The organism is Arthrobacter pascens (genome assembly GCF_017052465.1).
In the GTDB taxonomy this organism is placed as follows: Bacteria; Actinomycetota; Actinomycetes; order Actinomycetales; family Micrococcaceae; genus Arthrobacter; species Arthrobacter pascens.
Genome location: NZ_JAFHKT010000151.1, coordinates 261,059 through 278,709 on the forward strand (window position 1 = coordinate 261,059; position 17,651 = coordinate 278,709).

Sequence of the window (17,651 nt, forward strand, 5' to 3'; positions counted from 1 at the left end):
TGTGTGTTTAGTTGTCTGTGCGCTGACGTATCTGAAGTTCGGTAAGGGCTGCGGACCCCTCGCCGGTGAAGACGCCGATCCGCCCCGCCGGCAAGTCGTAGATCCTGGTGCTGAGAGCGACCTGCCGGTCCAGAACGGCGACGCACAGGTCACCGTCAACGACGAGTTCGAGAGTGTGCTCTCCCGGAGTCAGTTCGCAGGGGCGTTCCAGTTCGATGTCGAACGGAATGTCCCCGGAGACGTGCCATTGCGCGTCACCGGTGACCTTCCTCGGCCACCGGTCGAACACCATGCGGCCGCGCTTCGGTTCCAGGCGCAGAACGTAGGACCGGTCCCCGTCCTGGCTTGAGCGCAGCAACAGCCCGCATTCAGTGGTGTTGGGTCCGATGTCCAGGACTGCCGTGGCGTAGAACTGGCTCGGCAGCTCTTCGTCGGAGACGATGGCGGCGTACCCGTCCGGAACTTCCAGCCGCGCTGGCAACTCGGTCGTCAGGGATACCGGGACGTCCTCCCAGAAGCTGTCAACGAGTTCGTCGGCGAAGGCGAATCCCAGGGTTCCGTCGGGATTTTGCCGGGCCTCCAGGACGGACATCGTGCCGGCCCACTGCCAGGGCCCGTCGTCGGCGTTCCCTTCCTTGCTGGCGATCCATCCGAAAAAGAAGCGGCGTCCATCGCGCTCCGCGGTCTTGGAGGCGTAGAAGGCGCGCCCGTCGACGCTGTCCAGGTTCGGTACGCTCCATGGGCCGTCGGGGCTCTTGGCCATGCGGTACCGGGTCGTGAAGGATTCGGAGAACTCCGAGTAGACCATGTACCACCAGTCGCCCCAAGAGAAGACGTCCGGGCATTCATGGGTGATATAGCGGCGTGGATCCCAGAACGGTTCGGTGTGCTGCCAGGTCATCAAGTCACTGGAGACGCACTGGGCTATGACACCGCGCCGGCGTTCCGGCCCGGTGGAGTGCCGGGCGGCCAGCAGCATCCGCCACTGGCCCGCGGCCTCGTCCCGGAAGACGAACGGATCCCGCCAGTCGCCGGACTCGTAGCCGTCCGGGGCGCCGAAGGTGAGTTCCGGGTGCTTCACCCAGGTCTGCATTCCATCTGTGCTCGTGGCGTGCATGACTAGCTGAAGCGGCGCACCGTCCGGTCCAAGGTTGCGCGGGTTTTGGCCAGTGTAGAACAGATGCTGGACGCCGGTTTCATCGACGACGACGCTGCCCGTGTAGGCGTTGAAGTCCAGGTCCGTTTCACTTCCGTGCTTGAGGGAAACGCCCTGGTCCTCAAACTGGGTGAGGTCTTTGGTGGTGACAAGGTTCCACGAGGTTCCCGGCTTTGGATCACCGCGGACCTCGTGAAGGTAGAAGAGCCAGAACTCCCCGTCCTTCTCGAAGGGGATAAGGTCTCCGACCCATCCATCGGAGGGCTGAAAGAAGACTGAGCGGTTCATCGGCGTCGATCCATTCTGCTAAAGCGTTTGATCACCTGTAATCTAGCGCCAATCCGAAGCCTGATCAAGCGTTTTAGCAACTTCCGGTGCATTCTTTTCTGGGCAGCATTACAGTGTGGCGGAGCGCCCACGCCGGGTGTTCGGCCGGCGTGGTTCGGTGGCGGACACCTGGCAAGGATCTGGCCCTGCCGAAACTGCGCCAGGAATGGCAGGACACCCCTCATTCGGCTACCGACGCCGTCGCCGAGTGGGGTGCCGCCGCACGTGCGGCCACCGCAGAACCGCGTGACTGGTACGCCGCTGCGGCCGTCCAGTACGGGTGGTCCCGCAACGTAATGCTGATGATGAACCGCTCGATGGAGCGCACCGGCGTGGCGCCATCAAACTTCAACCGCCAGCTGGCTGCCCAGGGTTCCGAACTGGCCCAGCAAATGGCCAAAGACCACTACAACGTTGAGTTCCTAGGCCTCTCCGGCGAAGTCGCCGAACGCGAACTCGAGAACGCCCTGACCAGCAGGATCACCGAGACTCTCCAAGAGTTGGGACCCGGCTTTTCGTTCGTCGGCCGGCAGATCCACTTCGACGTCGACGGCGATGACTATTACGTCGATCTGCTCTTCTTCCACATCGAACAGCTCCGCCACGTCGTGGTCGGACTCAAGGCCGGAAAATTCAAACCCGAACATCTAGGGCAGCTGAACTTTTAGGAGTCGGTCGTCAACGGCAAGATGAGTCTTCCTCGGCAGCGCCCCGCCGTGGGCATCCTCGTCTGCGGATCCAAGAACGGGCACACTGTGCGCTATGCCTTGGACGGCGCAGCACAGCCGCTGGCGGGTGACTTCCTACACCTATGATGCGCTGCCGGAAGCTGAGCGGCAGGCCCTACCTTCACCCGAAGCGATCGTCACAGCCCTAGAACTGGACGACGACTGACCGATGCCGTCGAATTGTGCGGACAGTGTCTGCACAATTGCCGAAGCACTGGATATATGAGGCCTGCTGTCCGCGCGGCCACGGGCTGTGGGACACCAACGGGTCCGACTCCGGTCAACGGGCTACGTCGTCGTTGAGCTCAAGACCGGCAAGTTCCAGCCAGAATATGCCGGTAATGCGCAACTGCTCATAATCTGGCAAGCTCAACTTCTACATCGCCCTCGTCGACGACATGCTCCGCCGACTACCACAACGAAACCGTCTGCATCCTGATCTGCGACACGAAAAACGACCGCAGCGTCCGCTACAGCCTCGGCCGCTCCACGTCCCCCATGGGGGAAGCCGCCACCTACGACAAGCTTCCCGAAGCCGAACAACAAGCTCTCCCAAACGAGGCGCACCTTGTCGCCGCCCTGGAGTGGGCTGAACCCGGCCCTGAGGCCGAGGAGACCAACTACTGGCTCCACCGCGGGGGCCGATAAGCACCTTTCTGTCATGTCCCCGTTGTGGAACTCATGGCAAAGTCGACACCGGCACTCCGATGGGCAGCATAGTGTTCACCGCCATGGCCCGCGTTGACGTAGATGGAGCTGGCGATCAGGCGGGAACGGATCAACGACAACCGGAGGAAACAGCGTGCCGCCGGCAAGGACCTGGGTCGCCGATGGCAACAGACAGCGGACAACAGGCCACACGAGTAGCCAAAGACCCGGGAATGTCGTGCGCCACCCTGTACAGGGAGCACACATGAACTGTCATGAAACCAAGACAGAGTCGCTGACTTCCGAGGCGATTGCCTCGTAGGCAGCGGTGGCGATGGCTAGATCTTGCCAGGGCATGCCGGTGGTCTTTAGCACGGCGGGTCGCCCATGTGGGATGCGCTTATGGCCGGACACGATGTCAGCCAGTGTGATGAGGCTTTCCGGGCCTTCGATTGCGCCAGACTCCATCGCCTGGATGATGTCGCCTGCTTCGAGCTGTGAAGTGCGTAGTGATTCGACGCAGATGCTCGCGTGTGCCATGAGGGCGTCATCCAGTTCGCGTCGTGCCGGTTCATGTGAGCCTATGGCGATGACGACTGCGGTGTCTTTTACCTGTGAACCGTCAAAGAGTGGCTCGGCTGAGCCGGTGCAACAGATGATGAGATCGGCATTCGCGACCTCTTCGGTGCTGCAGACCCTGGACTTTAGCCCGAGTCCGGCTGCGCGGGCAGACAATGACTTTGCAGCATCTGGGTTCCGCCCTACGATGCCGACACGGTTCAGTGTTAGTACGGTGCTGAAGGCCTTGATGTGTTCCCAAGCTTGTGGTCCGGTACCGAAAATCAGGAGATTCTTGGGTCCTGGTGAGGTCAGTCGTAATGCGCCTAAGGCAGATACGGCGGGAGTGCGAAGATTTGTCAGTGCCGTACCATCAAGGACCGCCAGCGGGCGCTGGTCCGGGCCGCCGAAAAGTGCGTAGAGGCCTTGAATCACGGGCAGGTTGGAGGATGCATTTTCGGGGCTTAAGGTGAGCAGCTTCGTTCCTGTGTAGTTTCCCGCGGTGGAGGGCATCTGTAGGAAAAGCCCCCGGTCGGTCTTTAGTGTCGAACGCAGGCCATCACGTTCAGGATCAAAGCCTGCCAAGAGGAAACTCTCGAGCAATTTGACGGCATCCGGGAAGGGAACAGCCCTTTGGATGTCACAGCTGCTGATAAAAACCGGAGCAGGAAAGGATGAAGACTGGGGACTCATTGGCGTTCCTGGTTCTATTTTGTTTGCAAGCTCTGGTTGGCGTTGTGGGGGCTTCGATGACGGGGTGTGCGCCGCCATCGAAGCCCTTCCGGTTTACAGCGATTTGCTGCTCCCTGTGGATGCTCCGACGTTCGTGGGATCTGCCACCGGCGTCGGCGTTAGCGGAGCGCTGCCTGGGCAGTTCTTGCCGAGGACATGGCCTTGTTGCCTTAAGCGAAGCTGGGTCGGGAGGGGCTGCTTATGAGGCCGTCGACGCGAAGTTCATCGATCTCGGCGGATGAGTAGCCGAGCTCAGCCAGGATTTCCTCCGAATGTTGTCCGAGCAGGGGTGCGGGGGAGTACTCCCTGCTGCCTGCGGCGGACAGGCGGATCGGGTTGTCGATGACTTTGATGGGCCCGGCAGTTGGGTGGTCCACTGTCCGGATGATGTCGTTGTTTATGACTTGGGGGTGGGCCAGTACTTCGTCGTAGTCCAGCACCGGTGCGCAGAGGACGCTGCGGGCGCTGAGTTTCTGGACGGCTTCGTCGGTAGTGAACCTGCTCAGTTCGTGGTCCAAAATCGACCACAGGGCTTCCCTGTTTTCCATCTGGAGTTCCGAGGTTGCAAATTGGGGTCGGGTGGCGAGGTTTTCGATGCCCAGAGCATCACATACTGCTTCGAGGGGGTCCGGGCGGAAGAGGCCGACGATGTTGACCCATCCGTCGGAGGTTTTGAAGGAGCCGACGAGGTTGTCCCTTTCCCAGTTGATCTCGAAGCGCCTCATCATCCACTGTGTGTATTCGTTCATTTGGGCGAACAGAGCGGTGTCCAGCAGGGATACGTCGACTCGTTGCCCTTTGCCCGAGGCTGATCGCTCGACGAGGGCCATCAGGATCCCCTGTACCAGGGCCATGCCTGCTCCGAAATCGATGAAGGGGATCGGGAATATTCCCGGGCGGCCCGTGTCGTCTCTGTTGTGCCAGGTGGATCCGCTGAAGGACTGGAGCGCCATGTCCTGTCCGCCCATGTTTTTCATTGGACCGCTCTCGCCGAAGCCTGTGCCGGAGGCGTAGATCAGGCCTGGGTACTTCTCCTGCAGGGAGTCGTAGCCGAGGCCCATGCGTTCCGCCACGCCTGCGCGGAAGTTCATGACGATGACATCTGTTTTTTCTAGCAGCTCGTGAACGATGCCCATGGCGCGTGGGTTCTTCATGTCTAGGACGAGCGAGCGTTTGTTACGGTTGACTGCCAGAAAGCTGGCACTGTCTTCAATGCCGCTGGATCGGACGTCGATGGTGCGGCTGATGTCACCGAGCTTCGGACGCTCGACCTTTGTTACCTCGGCGCCGAAGTCGGCGAGGATCTGTGTTGCCATCGGGCCGAACTGCACTTGGCTGAAGTCCAGTATGCGGATGCCTGCCAGCGGGAGTGATCGGATAGCGGTCATGGTGGTTCTGCTCCTGTGCCTGGGTTTCGGGGCGGGACTATATGCGGCCGGCGGGTATTGACCCGGCGAGAACGGCCAACGATTCGAACAGGAAGTAGCTGCCGAAGATGAGTTCAACGTCGGTTGCGGCGTCTACGCTTCTGACTGTGCTTCTGCGGGTGAAGCATCCTCCGGTCAGGATGCCGCTGGGCCGGGTGTCGTTCGGGCGGCAGGGCGTCAGGTAGCCGGAGACGAGTGCTGATGCCGTCTCGCGGGCCATTTGTGCGTAGCGTGAGCCGTCCCTTGCCCCCAGGGCATGACTGAGCCGGAGTAAGGCCGCAGTGGCGATGGCGCTGGCAGCCGTGTCGCGGCTTGTGTCCGGTATGGCCGGGTCCGCGAAATCCCAGAAGGAAATTCTGTCCGCCGGAACGTTGGCGATCCACCAGTCAGCCGTGCGACGTGCGTATTCGCGCCACATGGGTTCAGTGGGGCGCACGACCGCAGCGTGGGCGCTGAAAATCATGGCCCACGCTTGGGCGCGGCCCCAGGTGCTGGTGTCGCTGTAGCCCTTGTGGGTGTGGGTTTTCAGGACTGCACCTGTCGAGGGGTCTAGGGTGGATGACTGGACGACCGATCCGTCCTCCCTCACGTGATTCTCGAGCACTCTTTGAGTGTGGCGGATGGCCACTTCCTCCAAGCGGTCATCGCTCAGTTCGGACGCCGCCCAGAACAGGAGGGGGCTGGCCAGAAGAGAGTCGATGCTGCTTTCAGCCGCACCGGTCGAGGATGCCTCCTCGGCATCCTCGCCCAAGGGTATGAGTCCGAGTCGTTCATCGAACATCTCTGCGAGGGACTTTGCCGCCTGCAGGGCTTTTTCGCGGGCGTGCGGATCGCCGGTGAGGAGGTCTCCTATTGCGGCACCGCAGTAGAAGCCGTACCCCTTAAAGACGGTCTGCTTGAACATCCGTGGTGTGATCAGCTCAAGGGCGCGGCGAGCGTCAGTGAGGCTGAATCTGGCCGGGTCGATGCTGTGGGCCAGCCACAGCTGTCCAACCCAGCCGCCACCGGTCCAGTCGCCGTCGGGGGTGGTGGTCCATTCTCCGGTCTCCGTGTCGGCCCAGTGCGGAACACCGGGAAGCCCGGCGTCTATGGTGGCCTGAATGCGTGTGAGCATCCGCGACTGAGCTTCCAAAAACTGTGACGTCGACATGCAACTCCTTTGTCCAGTCGGTTAGATCGTGTCTGGTACCGTCTGTTGGTTGTGAAACGGGTGTACGATTATGTCTGATACTTCAGACGGTGTCCGATATTTGTAAAGCTTACTGTTTGGCCGGTGCGGCGTCTACCGGCCGGCGGTGCCTGACTCAGGATTGGGGAGAACATGAACCGCACCACTGCCCCCGCGCTTCGGCGGGGCTTGGATATTCTCGAGTTGTTTTTGGAGCCGAATAATGGTCTCCGTGTTCCCGAGATCACCGAGAAACTCGGTATTCCCCGGGCCAGCGCCCACGAGCTGGTGGGTGCCCTGGCGGATCGTGGCTACCTCCAGGCGGTTTCGGAACCACCGAGCCGTTACGTCCTCGGGGTCCGGGCGTTCCGCCTGGGCGGTGCGTACGAACGTGGACTGGACTTGGCCGCCCTGGGTCGGGACAGTGCCCGCAAGGTCGCCGCGGAGTGCGGAGAGACCGTGCAGATCGTCGTCAGGGAGGGACGATTTGCCGTGTTCATCGTGCGGATCGACAGCACGCATTCCATTCGCCTTGTCTCCGATGTTGGGAGTAGTCTCCCCGCCCACTGCACCGCCGGAGGAAAGATGCTGCTGTCGTCATTGCCTCCCGAAGAGCTGGACGCCCTGTTTCCTGATGATGCGGCCCTTCCTGCCATGACTGCGCAAAGCATCAATAGCCGTGAGCGGCTGCTGGCCGAGCTGGCGACGGCGCGGGAACGGGGATGGGCCGAGGAGAACAGCGAATCCAATGAGAATGTCGCCTGTGTCGCTGCCCCCATCTTTGACCGCTCCGGCGCCTGCGTTGCTGCCATGAGCATCTCCACCCCCACTCTGCGGTGGGGCGAGAAGCAGAGGGAGGACTACGTCAAGCTGGTCGTCAGGGGGGCCCGGGAGATTTCGACGAACCTGGGGTCGCTGTCCACACGATAGTCCGGAGCGTCGGCTGAGGGCAGGATGACGGCGCGTCCCGTGGCTCCGGTGGACAGCGCTTCGTACGCTTCGTTGATCTGCGAAAGGTCGAACCTGTCGCCGACCAGCCGCTCCAGCGGCAGCTTGCCCGCCGTGAATAGCTCGAGGATCTTCGGTACCTGCACCAGGGTGTTGGAGGAGCCGTAGAGGCTTCCTATGATGCGCTTTTCCTGCTGGACGAGGGCGTTGACGGGAACCTCGAAGGATGTTCCTGCCCGGCCCAGGCCCACGGCCACTACGGTGCCGGAGGTTCCGACGTTGTTCACTGCCTGGGCGAGAGTGGCGGGGATTCCCACCGCATCCAGCGCCCATTTGAGCCCCCTCGGGCATATCCGTGCGATCTCCGCTTCCAGATCTTGCGTCACAGAGTTGATCGTGTGCGTAGCGCCGACCTCGCGGGCAAGGTCGAGCCGGGCGTCGACGGTGTCCACCGCGATAATAGGATGCGCACCGATAAGGTTCAGGCCCATGATGGCGCTCAGTCCGACTCCGCCGGCTCCGATGACGAGGGCCGCCTCCCCAGTGGAGTCCTTCATCAGATTCAGTGCTGCTCCAACGCCGGTAATGACGGCGCATCCGGTAATGGCGGCGATTTCCGGCGGTATCTCCGATGAAATTCGGATCACGGAGCGCTCGGAGACCACACATTCTTCAGCGAAACACGAAACGCCCATAAGGTGGTGGACCTTCTGCCCGTCCAGACTCAGGCGCGAAGTTCCGTCCACGAGCCCGCCCGTGGTTGCCTGCACCTTGCCGGCCACGCACAATGCGGGGCGCCCGCTGGTGCAGAATTCACAGTCGCCGCAGCGGGGACGCCAGGTAGTGATGACAGAATCCCCCGGGGAAACGCGTGTCACGCCTTCACCGACGCTCACCACAATGCCAGCCCCCTCATGCCCCAGGACGGCAGGAAGCTTCCCGTTCAGGTCCCCGTTCATATAGTGAAGGTCGCTGTGGCACACCCCCGCCGCCTGAATGCGGATCCTGACTTCGCCTCGGCGGGGAGGCTCCAGATCTACGTCTACGATGCGGAGCGGGGTCCTGGCCTCAAATAGGACGGCTGCTTTCATGGTGGTCTCCTCGTGGTGTGGATCGTTCCGGCGGCCAGAGTGGCACCGCTTTTGGGGTTCAGGCTTCTGGCCCCTCAGGTGCGTGCCTACGCTGTGGTTAGTTGGTTCCGCAACTCTGCGTCCCCAGCCACAATCGCCCGGTTCAATCGGGGCCCTTCCCGATTGTGTACGAAATTTCAGACAGTGTCTGGAATAACAAACAGCCTAGTAATCATTCCCGGTGCCGTCAAGCACTTGGGAGGTCGGCATAATTCTTCCTGCCCACTCACCTCGGGCCCGCCCGGCGCTTCCATGTCGCCGCTTACCGACAAGCAAGACGAGGGGGTTGACCTCGCGACTCACCCCGTGCAACGATTTGTCCATATACCAGAACCCGTCTGAAATATTAGACGAGCGATTCGGTGGACTTTTCGGGAACGCAGATTTCTAAGCCTTCCCACCCAAATGGCAAGGAGGCCATCGCATGTCCAGAATGTCCCAAATGCAGAAAGTCGGTTTGGCCAGTGGTGTGGGCACCACGGTCGAATGGTACGACTTCTTTATCTACGGCACGGCCGCAGGGCTTGTGTTCAATAAGATCTTTTTCCCCGACTTCGACCCGCTGGTGGGGACGCTGCTGGCGTTCGCCACGTTCTCCGCGGCATTTATCGCCCGACCACTGGGCGGAATCCTGTTCGGCCATTTCGGCGACCGGATCGGCCGGAAGTCCATGCTTATCATCACACTGACGCTGATGGGCCTCACCACCCTGGCCATCGGCCTTCTTCCCACCTACCAGACCATCGGCGTCGCGGCGCCCATTATCTTGGTCACCTTGCGCTTCGTGCAGGGACTTGCGCTGGGCGGCGAGGTCGGCGGTGCCATCCTGATGACCGTGGAGCACGCCCCTGCCAACAAGCGCGGCTACTACGGCAGCTGGGTGCAGATGGGCGTTCCCGCAGGCCTGATGCTGGGCAACGCAGTCTTCCTTCTCATGGCAGGTCTCTCGTCCGAGGCCTTCCTCGCCTGGGGATGGCGCGTCCCGTTCCTGGTTGGCGGCGTCTTCGTCGTGATCGGCCTGGTTGTTCGGCTGAAGGTCGTGGAAAGCCCGGTATTTGATCAACTGAAACAGCAGGAAAAGACCGAGAAGATGCCCATCTTGGTCGTTCTTCGCCACTACCCGAAGCAGATTCTCCTGATCTGTGGCTCCTACTTTGCAATCGGCGTCACCTTCTACGGAGCCACGGTGTTCGGCCTCAGCTACGGCGTCCAGACCGTGGGTTTCTCGCGCAACGAGATGCTGGGCATCGTCCTGATTTCAATGGGCGTCACGTTCTTCGCCCTGCCGCTGTTCGGAAAGCTCTCGGACAAACTCGGCCGCAAACCCGTCTTTCTCGGCGGCGTCATCGCCATGCTGCTCTTTACCTTCCCGTGGTTCTGGCTGGTCAACACCGGATCCTACGTCCTGGCACTGCTCGGGTTCGTGGTCTTCTGCCTCGCATTCGCCACCTCCTACGGGCCGCTGGCGGCGTTCTTCGCCGAAGCTTTCGAGACGAAAATCCGCTACACCGGCATCTCCTTCGGCTACACGATCGGCACCCTGGCCGCCAGCGCCCCGACACCCATTGTGGCCGCATGGGTAATTGCCGAGACCGGATCCTACGAGGGTGTGGCCCTGTTCATGATCGCTATGTGCGTCATCTCGGTGATCTGCGTGATCGCCATGAAGGAAACCAACCGGCTGGATCTCTCCGAACTCGGCAAGAAATACGACCAGGAGCCCCCGGCCGGCGACGAGGACAGCACGCCCTACGCCGACACAACCAGCCAGCGGCTAAAGACCACCAGCTAGAAACCACCGCGGCACCAAAACCCGGCACAGACGACCAAGCAGCCAGCGCATGCGCGGGTAGGGCATCCGCGCCCGCATTCAGACGTCGCATGAACAAGGAGTAACCACGTGATTGAAGCATCTACACAAGCAGCGGATAGTCCGCAGATTAGCGGCGCAGAAATCAGCGACCCGGCAGGCCCCCTGGCCGGAATCCGGGTGCTGGACATGACCCGCCTCGCGCCCGGGCCCTACGCGAGCATGCTTCTGGCCGACCTGGGCGCTGAAGTTATAGTCATCGGCGGGGGCCGCTCCGGCCTCCCGGTACCGTCACTGTCACGGGGAAAAGAATTCATCGCCCTTGACCTCAAGAGCGACGACGGCCGGCACGCCTTGCGCCAGTTGGTCTCAGAGGCCGATGTCTTCATGGAGGGCTTCCGTCCAGGGGTGGCGGAGAGGTTGGGCGCAGGCTACGAGGAGCTGTCCAAAATAAATCCCGGCCTCGTCTATTGCAGCGTCACGGGTTACGGCCAGACCGGACCCCTTGCCCAGCGCGCCGGTCATGACATCAACTACCTTGCCGCTGCCGGAGCCCTGGGCACGTTTGGGCCGGCCGACCAGCCGCCGGTTCCGCCGCTGAATCTTGTCGCCGATCTGGGCGGCGGAGGCATGCTCTCAGCCTTCGGCATCGTCAGCGCCCTTTACGAACGGTCCAAGACGGGCAAAGGACGCTATATCGACTCGGCCATGGTGGACGGTGTCCTGTCCATGATGGCGATGAACTTTGCTGACTGGCACACCCCGACCCTGCCCCGCCGGGGCGAGGGTGTCCTGACAGGCACCACACCGTTCTACCGGTGCTACAGCTGTTCAGACAACCGCTATGTAGCAGTCGGAGCCCTCGAAACGGCCTTCTTCGCAGAACTGTGGAACACCCTTGACCTGGGGGCAGTACCGGACCATTTCGACCGGGCAACGTGGCCGTCCATCGAAGAGTCACTCACTGACGCATTCGGAACAAAACCGATGGGGGAGTGGGCCCGAATCTTCGCCGAGGTCGACGCCTGCGTCACCCCCGTTCTAGAACCACATGAACTGGCCTCGTTTGAGCAGATCATCAGCCGGGATCCCGGCTTCACCCTGGAATCGGTACCCGTGATTCCGGCGTTCCAGGACGGTCCGGAACGCCGCCAAACCGACATGGAGCCGCGCACCGAAAAGGTGCTGGTCCGTCAGGGGCTTGACCCTGAACTGGCAGCCAGGGTCGCGGCCCAAAGCGAACGCACAGCCGTCACCGGCCTCAGCTGGCCGCCTCTGTAAACAGGAACCGGCAATCTAACCACTCCAATTCCCCGGTGAGCGCCGTGCATTGCGGCACGCCCACTCTCGCCAATGACCATCGAGGAACCGATGACACTGACCAGCACCACACCCGCCCCCACCAGCACCGACAAGCTCAACAGCATTCTTGCCCAGGCAGCAGACGCGGCCGTCATCTGGGCTGAGACCACTCCCCAAGAGCGCGCCGCAGTACTCCTGTCCGTCGCCGACCACCTGGACAGCGCGGCGGACGAGCTCATCGAGGTCGCCCGCGAGGAGACCCACCTCTCCGAGGCCCGGCTGAAAGGGGAACTGAAACGCACCACCTTCCAGCTCCGCCTATTCGGCGAAGTCCTGGATGAAGGAAGCTACCTGGACGCACGCATCGATCATGCCGATCCGGCCTGGGGCATGGGCCCGCGCCCCGAGATCCGGCGCACCCTGGAGCCCCTGGGTCCTGTGCTGGTGTTTTCCGCCAGCAACTTTCCGTTTGCCTTCAGCGTCGCAGGCGGCGACACCGCTTCTGCTCTGGCAGCAGGCTGCCCCGTCATCGTCAAAGCACATTCGGGTCACCCCCGGCTCTCGGAGCGAACGGGAGACATTATGGCCGCCGCCCTCGCTCACGCTGGCGCCCCCGCAGGGCTCTTCGACGTCATCTTCGGCACCCAAGCCGGACGCGATGCGCTCCTTGATCCAAGGGTGAAGGCCAGCTCATTTACCGGCTCCATCCCTGGCGGGCGGGCACTGTTCGACCTGGCCAACTCCAGGCCTGACCCGATTCCCTTCTACGGAGAACTCGGCAGCGTCAACCCCACCTTTGTCACCCGGGCCGCCGCCCAAAAGCGGAGCGGACAAATCGTGACCGACTTCGTAAACTCCTACACGCTCGGAGCGGGCCAGTTCTGCACAAAACCAGGCATCCTGTTCGTACCTGCCGAATCAGACATCGCCGGCAGCCTTGCTACCGCCTCGCACCCCGCCGCCGCCATGCTGCTGAACGAGCGCATCCAGTCCGGCTACGTCGAAGCCCTGCAGACACTCAGCGGACATCAAGAAGTAGAGCCCCTGGTCCTGGAGCCGGCAGCGTATGAGAACCCGCCGACGCCGACCCTCCTGCACACAACCGCAGCCCATGTACTGGCCGAACCCGAGAAACTCCTCGCAGAGTGCTTTGGCCCGGCAGCCCTCGTGGTCACCTACGAGGACGAATCCGAACTGCTCCAGATCGCCCGGATCATCGACGGACAGCTGACGTCCACCGTGCACGGGGAAGACGACGATGACATCGCCCCGCAATTGGTTCGCTCGCTCGCCCGCAAATCCGGGCGCATCCTATGGAACCAATGGCCGACCGGCGTGTCGGTCACCCACGCCCAGCAACACGGCGGCCCCTACCCGGCGACCACCTCAGTGACATCGACGTCCGTCGGAACCGCCTCCATCTTCCGCTTCCTGCGACCCGTCGCCTACCAGGGCCTGCCCCAGCACCTCCTGCCAGGCCAGCTGCAGGACACCAACCCCCTGCGCATCCCCCGCAGGGTAGACGGCCGACTCCAGAACCCAGACAACAAAGTCTGACACCAGCGAGGCCCGCCGGTCGGTGACTTCCCGGACCCAGATTCCTGCCGTGAGGATCGGACGCCACTTGCGACGTGATCCAGCCCACGCTAGCGTTCTACATATCAAGCACTGATCGATATGTCGGACGCAGCGAGGAAATCTATTTTCGAGCACTCTGATTTCACGACTATTTGCAGTTCAGGCGCGATCAACGCGACCAGTGTTCCGCATTCAGAAAAGGTTCCACATGATGACTGAGCAGCGCTGCCGGCCGACGGCAGCCGAACCTGTTGCACGGCGCGATATAGACGCTTACTCGCCACCCTGGGCGGATTTTGCGGCGTTCTTCCGCAGCCGAAAAGACGATGACCGGACGTTCCTGATCGCTGTTAGCCGAGGCCAGGGAACGCGGGCGGAATGGAGCGTGGGTCAGTGGCGGAATGCGGTCTACAACGTGGCCGACCAACTGACCCGACATGGCGTTAGGGCCGGTGACAGTGTGGCCGTTCTGGCTCACAACTCGGCCGAAACGCTGGCCCTGACCTTCGCGGTCTGGCTGCTCGGCGGCTGCCTGGTACCTCTTGACCCGCGGGACGGCGACGAGAGACACGATGAAATCCTGCAGGAGTGCGGGGCGCGATGGATAGGCGTGGATTCTGGTGTGGAATCGGTTGCCAGGGCGCGTCGTCATGCGTCTGCGGATGCGATCGTTGTTGGCGGTCTGATGTCCACTCAGCGGCGGGAACGTCCCTCGGTGATCGGAGGACCGCTGGACGCTCCGGCCCTGCGCATGCACAGCAGCGGAACAAGTGGCCGCCCCAAAGCAATCATCATCCCGATGCGCAGCATTCTGCTCAATTGCCATGCAATGCAGGAAGCGTTCGGCTGGACGCAGGAAACGAGGGTGCTGACCGTGCTGCCCATAAGCCACGCCAACGGTTTGCTCATCAACAGCTTCCTGCCCTGGTTTGTCGGGGGATCGACGGTGCTGGTCGACAAGTTCCGAGGAAGCACGTTCTGGCCCATCGCCGCCGAAACACGGACCACGACAAGCAGCATCGTGCCGACCGTGCTGGAATATCTGCTCGCCAGTGAGGCCGGGGACCACCCTGCGCCGCTGATGAAGGAAGTGATCTCCGGAAGCGGTCCGCTGCGCTCCACTGCCGCATCCGAATTCGAGCAGCGCTTCGGGATACCGGTTCGGCAGCTGTACGGCCTGTCGGAGACCACAGCCGTCTTGACCGCCACACCGCCACGGACGGGCGGATATCTTGAGCCCGGGCTTCGGAAATCCATCGGCACGGCCGTTCCTCACGCCCAGGTGGACGTCGTAGACTCCAACGGGATCCCGTGCGATCAAGGCGTGCGGGGGGAAATAGTGGCACGCGGCGGCATGCTCATGAACGGCTACGCCAACAATGACACCGCGAACGCCGAAGCATTCAGCGGCGGCTGGTTCCACACCGGCGACCGGGGATACTGGGAACGCGCGGCCGATGGAAAGATCTGGTATTTCCTGGAAGGACGTCTGAAGGAAAGTATCGTCCGTGGAGGCCTGAATATCGCGCCCCAGCTGATCGACGAGGTCGTCGCAACTCACCCGCTGGTCCAGAGCGCCGCAGCGGTTCCCTTCGCCAACCGCTGGCAGGGCGAGGAAATCGCCGTGTTCGTGATCGCCAGCGGGGACCTGACCGAAGCAGAGCTTCTTGCCTGGTGCGCCGAACGGCTCGAGCCGCACATGTGCCCGAAAGTTGTCATCTTCGGATCCGAGATGCCCTCGACAAGCGTGGGAAAAATCCGCCGCAGTGTTTTGACCCAGCAGTTGGCCGGAGAGCTTGCCCGCTTCTGGGAAACGTCCTTCCGCACCGAAAGCCGGAGCCACAGCCCGGCGGCCATCATCCCTGAGCGCAGGGCGGACCCGCAGAGCCATGGACCTGCCGCCCAATGACCAACCTGACCACGCATCCGGGACCCACCACGGGCCCGGCCATCACATAAATCGAACCATCCAGGAGAGAGACAAATGACAACGATCACCACCGTAACCCCCGGTACCCGCAGCATCGGAGCAGGCGCATGAGTATCGCGACCGCCTTCGCCCCCGAGCAGGTCCTGGCCGACGTGGAACACTTCGCCACCAAGTTGGCCGAGCGTGCCGAGATCATGGATAGAAACGCCAAATTCGACAAGCAGATTCTGGACGAAGGCGCAGCGCTGGGTCTCGTGAAACTGATCTTTGACGAGAATCTGGACCTGGACCTCTCGCGGATGCCGCTGGTTCATGACGTGACGGAGCGCATCGCCAGTGTCTGCCCCCCTGTAGCCATGGAACTTGGCGTCATGCGGCTCGTGGCCTATCTGCTCTCGCGGTATGGGGCTCCGGCCGTCAAAGAACGCTGGCTGCAGCCCACCATCGAAGGCCGCGCCTACGGCTCCTTCGCCCTTACGGAGCCGCAGGCAGGAACGGACCTTCGGGGCATGCTGACGGTGGCGCGCAGGGACGGTGACAATTACATCCTCAGCGGCCAGAAATGCTGGGTCGGGTTCGCTCCGGTAGCGTCCTACGCCATCGTTCTGTGCAAGCTGGAGTCCACAGACAGAGACGCCCCCACAATCGCGCTCGTGGTCGACATGTCCAGCAAGGGAGCCGCGGGCGAGCCGGGTCCCGAGCTCTCGGGTTTCCGCGGCCTGACCAACGGCACCCTCCGCTTCGACAACGTCGTGGTCCCCGCGGGGAATGCCCTCCAGGTGGATGGCTTCGCCGGCATGATGGACGGCCTGAACATGGCACGCATTGACGCCGCCTCCTATGCCTGCGGTCTGCTGCGCGGCGCCCTGGAAGTCAGCGTGGAACGAGCGGCTACACGTACTGCATTCGGCAAGCGCATCGGCGACCTGCCCAGCATCCAGATCAAGCTCGGCCGTATGCGCGCTGCCTATCACACCGCCAGGGAACTCGCGATGCGCGCCACCGAAACCTACATGCAGGGCACCGGGGGAGACCAGGACATCATCTCGATTGCCAAGATGACCGCCAGCGACCTCGCCCGCGAACACACAGACCAGGCCATGCAGATCTTCGGCGCTTCGGGCCTCATCGCCTATTCCCGGGTCGAACGGCTGCACCGGGACGCCAAAGCAACCCAGATCTTCGACGGCACCAGCGAAATCCACGAAACAATGCTCGGACGCCGGCTGGTCAACGCATTCGCCAAGGACGGCCACGGCGGCTCCTACATGCCCTCCTGGAAGACCGTGCAGGCAGCCGAAACCCTTACCGGCGCGTAGCCGCCCCCTAAAATCCTGCCAACCCTCAGTGCAACCGGGCTCGGGGTCGGACCTCCGCTGCGAACGCTCCCGGCGGCGGCCCGGTCCCGGGCCCGCTAGCAACCCAAAATAGCTTCCACACACCCCAATGGTGCCATTCGCGCGGCACCCGGCAGCGTCTCGACAACCGATCCACCCGCGGCCGCGGCCCCGGGACGCAAACAATCACCAGCAGATTCCAGCCCGGATCCGCGCAACAATCCGTACTGCACGCCCACAGGTCCAAGAAAGACGAAATGAACCGCACGGAAAACCCTCTTGAGGAGGTCGTCGACGAAAAGGGCAGGCTGTCCATGAGGGTACTCATGACGCCGGACATGGTTAATTTTTCAGGGAAAGTCCACGGCGGAGTCCTGCTCAAGTACCTCGACCAGGTCGCATACATCTGCGGGACCCGCTACGCCGGCACCTACGTCGTCACTCTTTCCGTGGACCGCGTGGACTTCATCGCACCCATCCAGGTCGGTGAACTCGTAACGTTCCAGGCCTCCGTCAACTACACCGGACGAACGTCAATGGAAGTCGGAATCCGCGTTCTCAGCGAAAGTCTCCACGAGCAAAGCGTCAGGCACACGAACAGCTCGTACTTCACCATGGTGGCCATCGGCGACAACAATCAACCGACGCCCGTGCCCGAATTCAAGCCCTCCGACACCATCGAAAGGAGGCGCTTCCGGGAAGCGCACCAACGACGGAACGACAGGATGCGCCGAGCACGGATCAGGCGGGATCGGAGGGAACGGAACCCTCTGGATCTGCTGCCCGCCTGACCCACGGTGCCCCCGGACCGTGGGTGGTCCGTACCGTTAAACCTTCTAAACCCTCAACAAGATGCCCACCCAAAACGGGGC

At 62.3% G+C, this 17,651-nt stretch carries 13 protein-coding genes; 8 read left to right on the top strand and 5 right to left on the bottom strand.

All coding sequences use genetic code 11. From position 1 onward, the window contains the following. Positions 1–7: 7 nt before the first annotated feature. Complete coding sequence (locus JYA52_RS19390) at positions 8–1,444, bottom strand: glycoside hydrolase family protein (protein ID WP_205654912.1); 1,437 nt, start codon at positions 1,442–1,444, stop codon at positions 8–10. 86 nt (positions 1,445–1,530) lie between these two features. Between JYA52_RS19390 and JYA52_RS22590 the strand changes: the two genes are divergently transcribed. Further along, positions 1,531–2,151: a PDDEXK nuclease domain-containing protein gene (locus JYA52_RS22590; RefSeq protein WP_307869460.1), complete on the top strand. Its 621-nt coding sequence runs from the start codon at positions 1,531–1,533 to the stop codon at positions 2,149–2,151. A gap of 981 nt (positions 2,152–3,132) precedes the next feature. Here JYA52_RS22590 and JYA52_RS19405 read toward each other — a convergent pair. The 3 genes from JYA52_RS19405 to JYA52_RS19415 all read right to left on the bottom strand — a co-directional run bounded on the left by JYA52_RS19405 (position 3,133) and on the right by JYA52_RS19415 (position 6,726). Continuing rightward, positions 3,133–4,110, bottom strand: coding sequence for an ornithine cyclodeaminase family protein (locus tag JYA52_RS19405; RefSeq protein WP_205654913.1), 978 nt, complete (start codon positions 4,108–4,110; stop codon positions 3,133–3,135). Positions 4,111–4,319: 209 nt separating this feature from the next. Next, on the bottom strand, positions 4,320–5,537 hold the full coding sequence (locus JYA52_RS19410) for a CaiB/BaiF CoA transferase family protein (protein WP_205654914.1): 1,218 nt from the start codon (positions 5,535–5,537) through the stop codon (positions 4,320–4,322). Between the two features lie 37 nt (positions 5,538–5,574). Beyond that, on the bottom strand, positions 5,575–6,726 hold the full coding sequence (locus JYA52_RS19415; RefSeq protein ID WP_205654916.1) for a glycoside hydrolase family 88 protein: 1,152 nt from the start codon (positions 6,724–6,726) through the stop codon (positions 5,575–5,577). A gap of 171 nt (positions 6,727–6,897) precedes the next feature. Between JYA52_RS19415 and JYA52_RS19420 the strand changes: the two genes are divergently transcribed. After that, the gene (locus tag JYA52_RS19420; protein WP_205654918.1) at positions 6,898–7,674 is read left to right on the top strand and encodes an IclR family transcriptional regulator; all 777 of its coding nucleotides are present in this window, start codon (positions 6,898–6,900) and stop codon (positions 7,672–7,674) included. Here the strand turns inward: JYA52_RS19420 and JYA52_RS19425 are convergent. After that, positions 7,605–8,783, bottom strand: coding sequence for an alcohol dehydrogenase catalytic domain-containing protein (locus JYA52_RS19425; protein ID WP_205654919.1), 1,179 nt, complete (start codon positions 8,781–8,783; stop codon positions 7,605–7,607). The genes JYA52_RS19420 and JYA52_RS19425 overlap by 70 nt on opposite strands. A 463-nt stretch (positions 8,784–9,246) precedes the next feature. On the opposite strand from JYA52_RS19425, the gene JYA52_RS19430 reads away from it, so the two are divergent. From JYA52_RS19430 to JYA52_RS19455, 6 genes are all read left to right on the top strand, one after another. Next, a complete protein-coding gene (locus JYA52_RS19430; protein ID WP_205654921.1) occupies positions 9,247–10,614 on the top strand; it encodes an MFS transporter in 1,368 nt (455 codons plus the stop codon). 108 nt (positions 10,615–10,722) lie between these two features. Next, the gene (locus JYA52_RS19435) at positions 10,723–11,913 is read left to right on the top strand and encodes a CaiB/BaiF CoA transferase family protein (RefSeq protein WP_205654923.1); all 1,191 of its coding nucleotides are present in this window, start codon (positions 10,723–10,725) and stop codon (positions 11,911–11,913) included. Between the two features lie 72 nt (positions 11,914–11,985). Further along, positions 11,986–13,491 (top strand): aldehyde dehydrogenase (NADP(+)), encoded by a 1,506-nt coding sequence (locus tag JYA52_RS19440; protein ID WP_240460546.1) that lies wholly within the window; start codon positions 11,986–11,988, stop codon positions 13,489–13,491. 232 nt (positions 13,492–13,723) lie between these two features. Then, entirely contained in the window at positions 13,724–15,421 is a 1,698-nt protein-coding gene (locus JYA52_RS19445; protein WP_205654925.1) for a class I adenylate-forming enzyme family protein, read from the top strand. 128 nt (positions 15,422–15,549) lie between these two features. Continuing rightward, positions 15,550–16,761: an acyl-CoA dehydrogenase family protein gene (locus JYA52_RS19450; RefSeq protein ID WP_205654927.1), complete on the top strand. Its 1,212-nt coding sequence runs from the start codon at positions 15,550–15,552 to the stop codon at positions 16,759–16,761. Between the two features lie 275 nt (positions 16,762–17,036). Next, positions 17,037–17,570 (top strand): acyl-CoA thioesterase, encoded by a 534-nt coding sequence (locus tag JYA52_RS19455; RefSeq protein WP_205654928.1) that lies wholly within the window; start codon positions 17,037–17,039, stop codon positions 17,568–17,570. The last annotated feature ends 81 nt before the right edge of the window (positions 17,571–17,651 follow it).

Coding starts and splice junctions, on each gene's coding strand:
- JYA52_RS19410 (WP_205654914.1), bottom strand. CDS start 5,537: ATGACCGCTATCCGATCACTCCCGCTGGCAGGCATCCGCATACTGGAC.
- JYA52_RS19405 (WP_205654913.1), bottom strand. CDS start 4,110: ATGAGTCCCCAGTCTTCATCCTTTCCTGCTCCGGTTTTTATCAGCAGC.
- JYA52_RS19415 (WP_205654916.1), bottom strand. CDS start 6,726: ATGTCGACGTCACAGTTTTTGGAAGCTCAGTCGCGGATGCTCACACGC.
- JYA52_RS19455 (WP_205654928.1), top strand. CDS start 17,037: ATGAACCGCACGGAAAACCCTCTTGAGGAGGTCGTCGACGAAAAGGGC.
- JYA52_RS19425 (WP_205654919.1), bottom strand. CDS start 8,783: ATGAAAGCAGCCGTCCTATTTGAGGCCAGGACCCCGCTCCGCATCGTA.
- JYA52_RS19450 (WP_205654927.1), top strand. CDS start 15,550: ATGAGTATCGCGACCGCCTTCGCCCCCGAGCAGGTCCTGGCCGACGTG.
- JYA52_RS19420 (WP_205654918.1), top strand. CDS start 6,898: ATGAACCGCACCACTGCCCCCGCGCTTCGGCGGGGCTTGGATATTCTC.
- JYA52_RS19390 (WP_205654912.1), bottom strand. CDS start 1,444: ATGAACCGCTCAGTCTTCTTTCAGCCCTCCGATGGATGGGTCGGAGAC.
- JYA52_RS19440 (WP_240460546.1), top strand. CDS start 11,986: ATGACCATCGAGGAACCGATGACACTGACCAGCACCACACCCGCCCCC.
- JYA52_RS19445 (WP_205654925.1), top strand. CDS start 13,724: ATGACTGAGCAGCGCTGCCGGCCGACGGCAGCCGAACCTGTTGCACGG.
- JYA52_RS19430 (WP_205654921.1), top strand. CDS start 9,247: ATGTCCAGAATGTCCCAAATGCAGAAAGTCGGTTTGGCCAGTGGTGTG.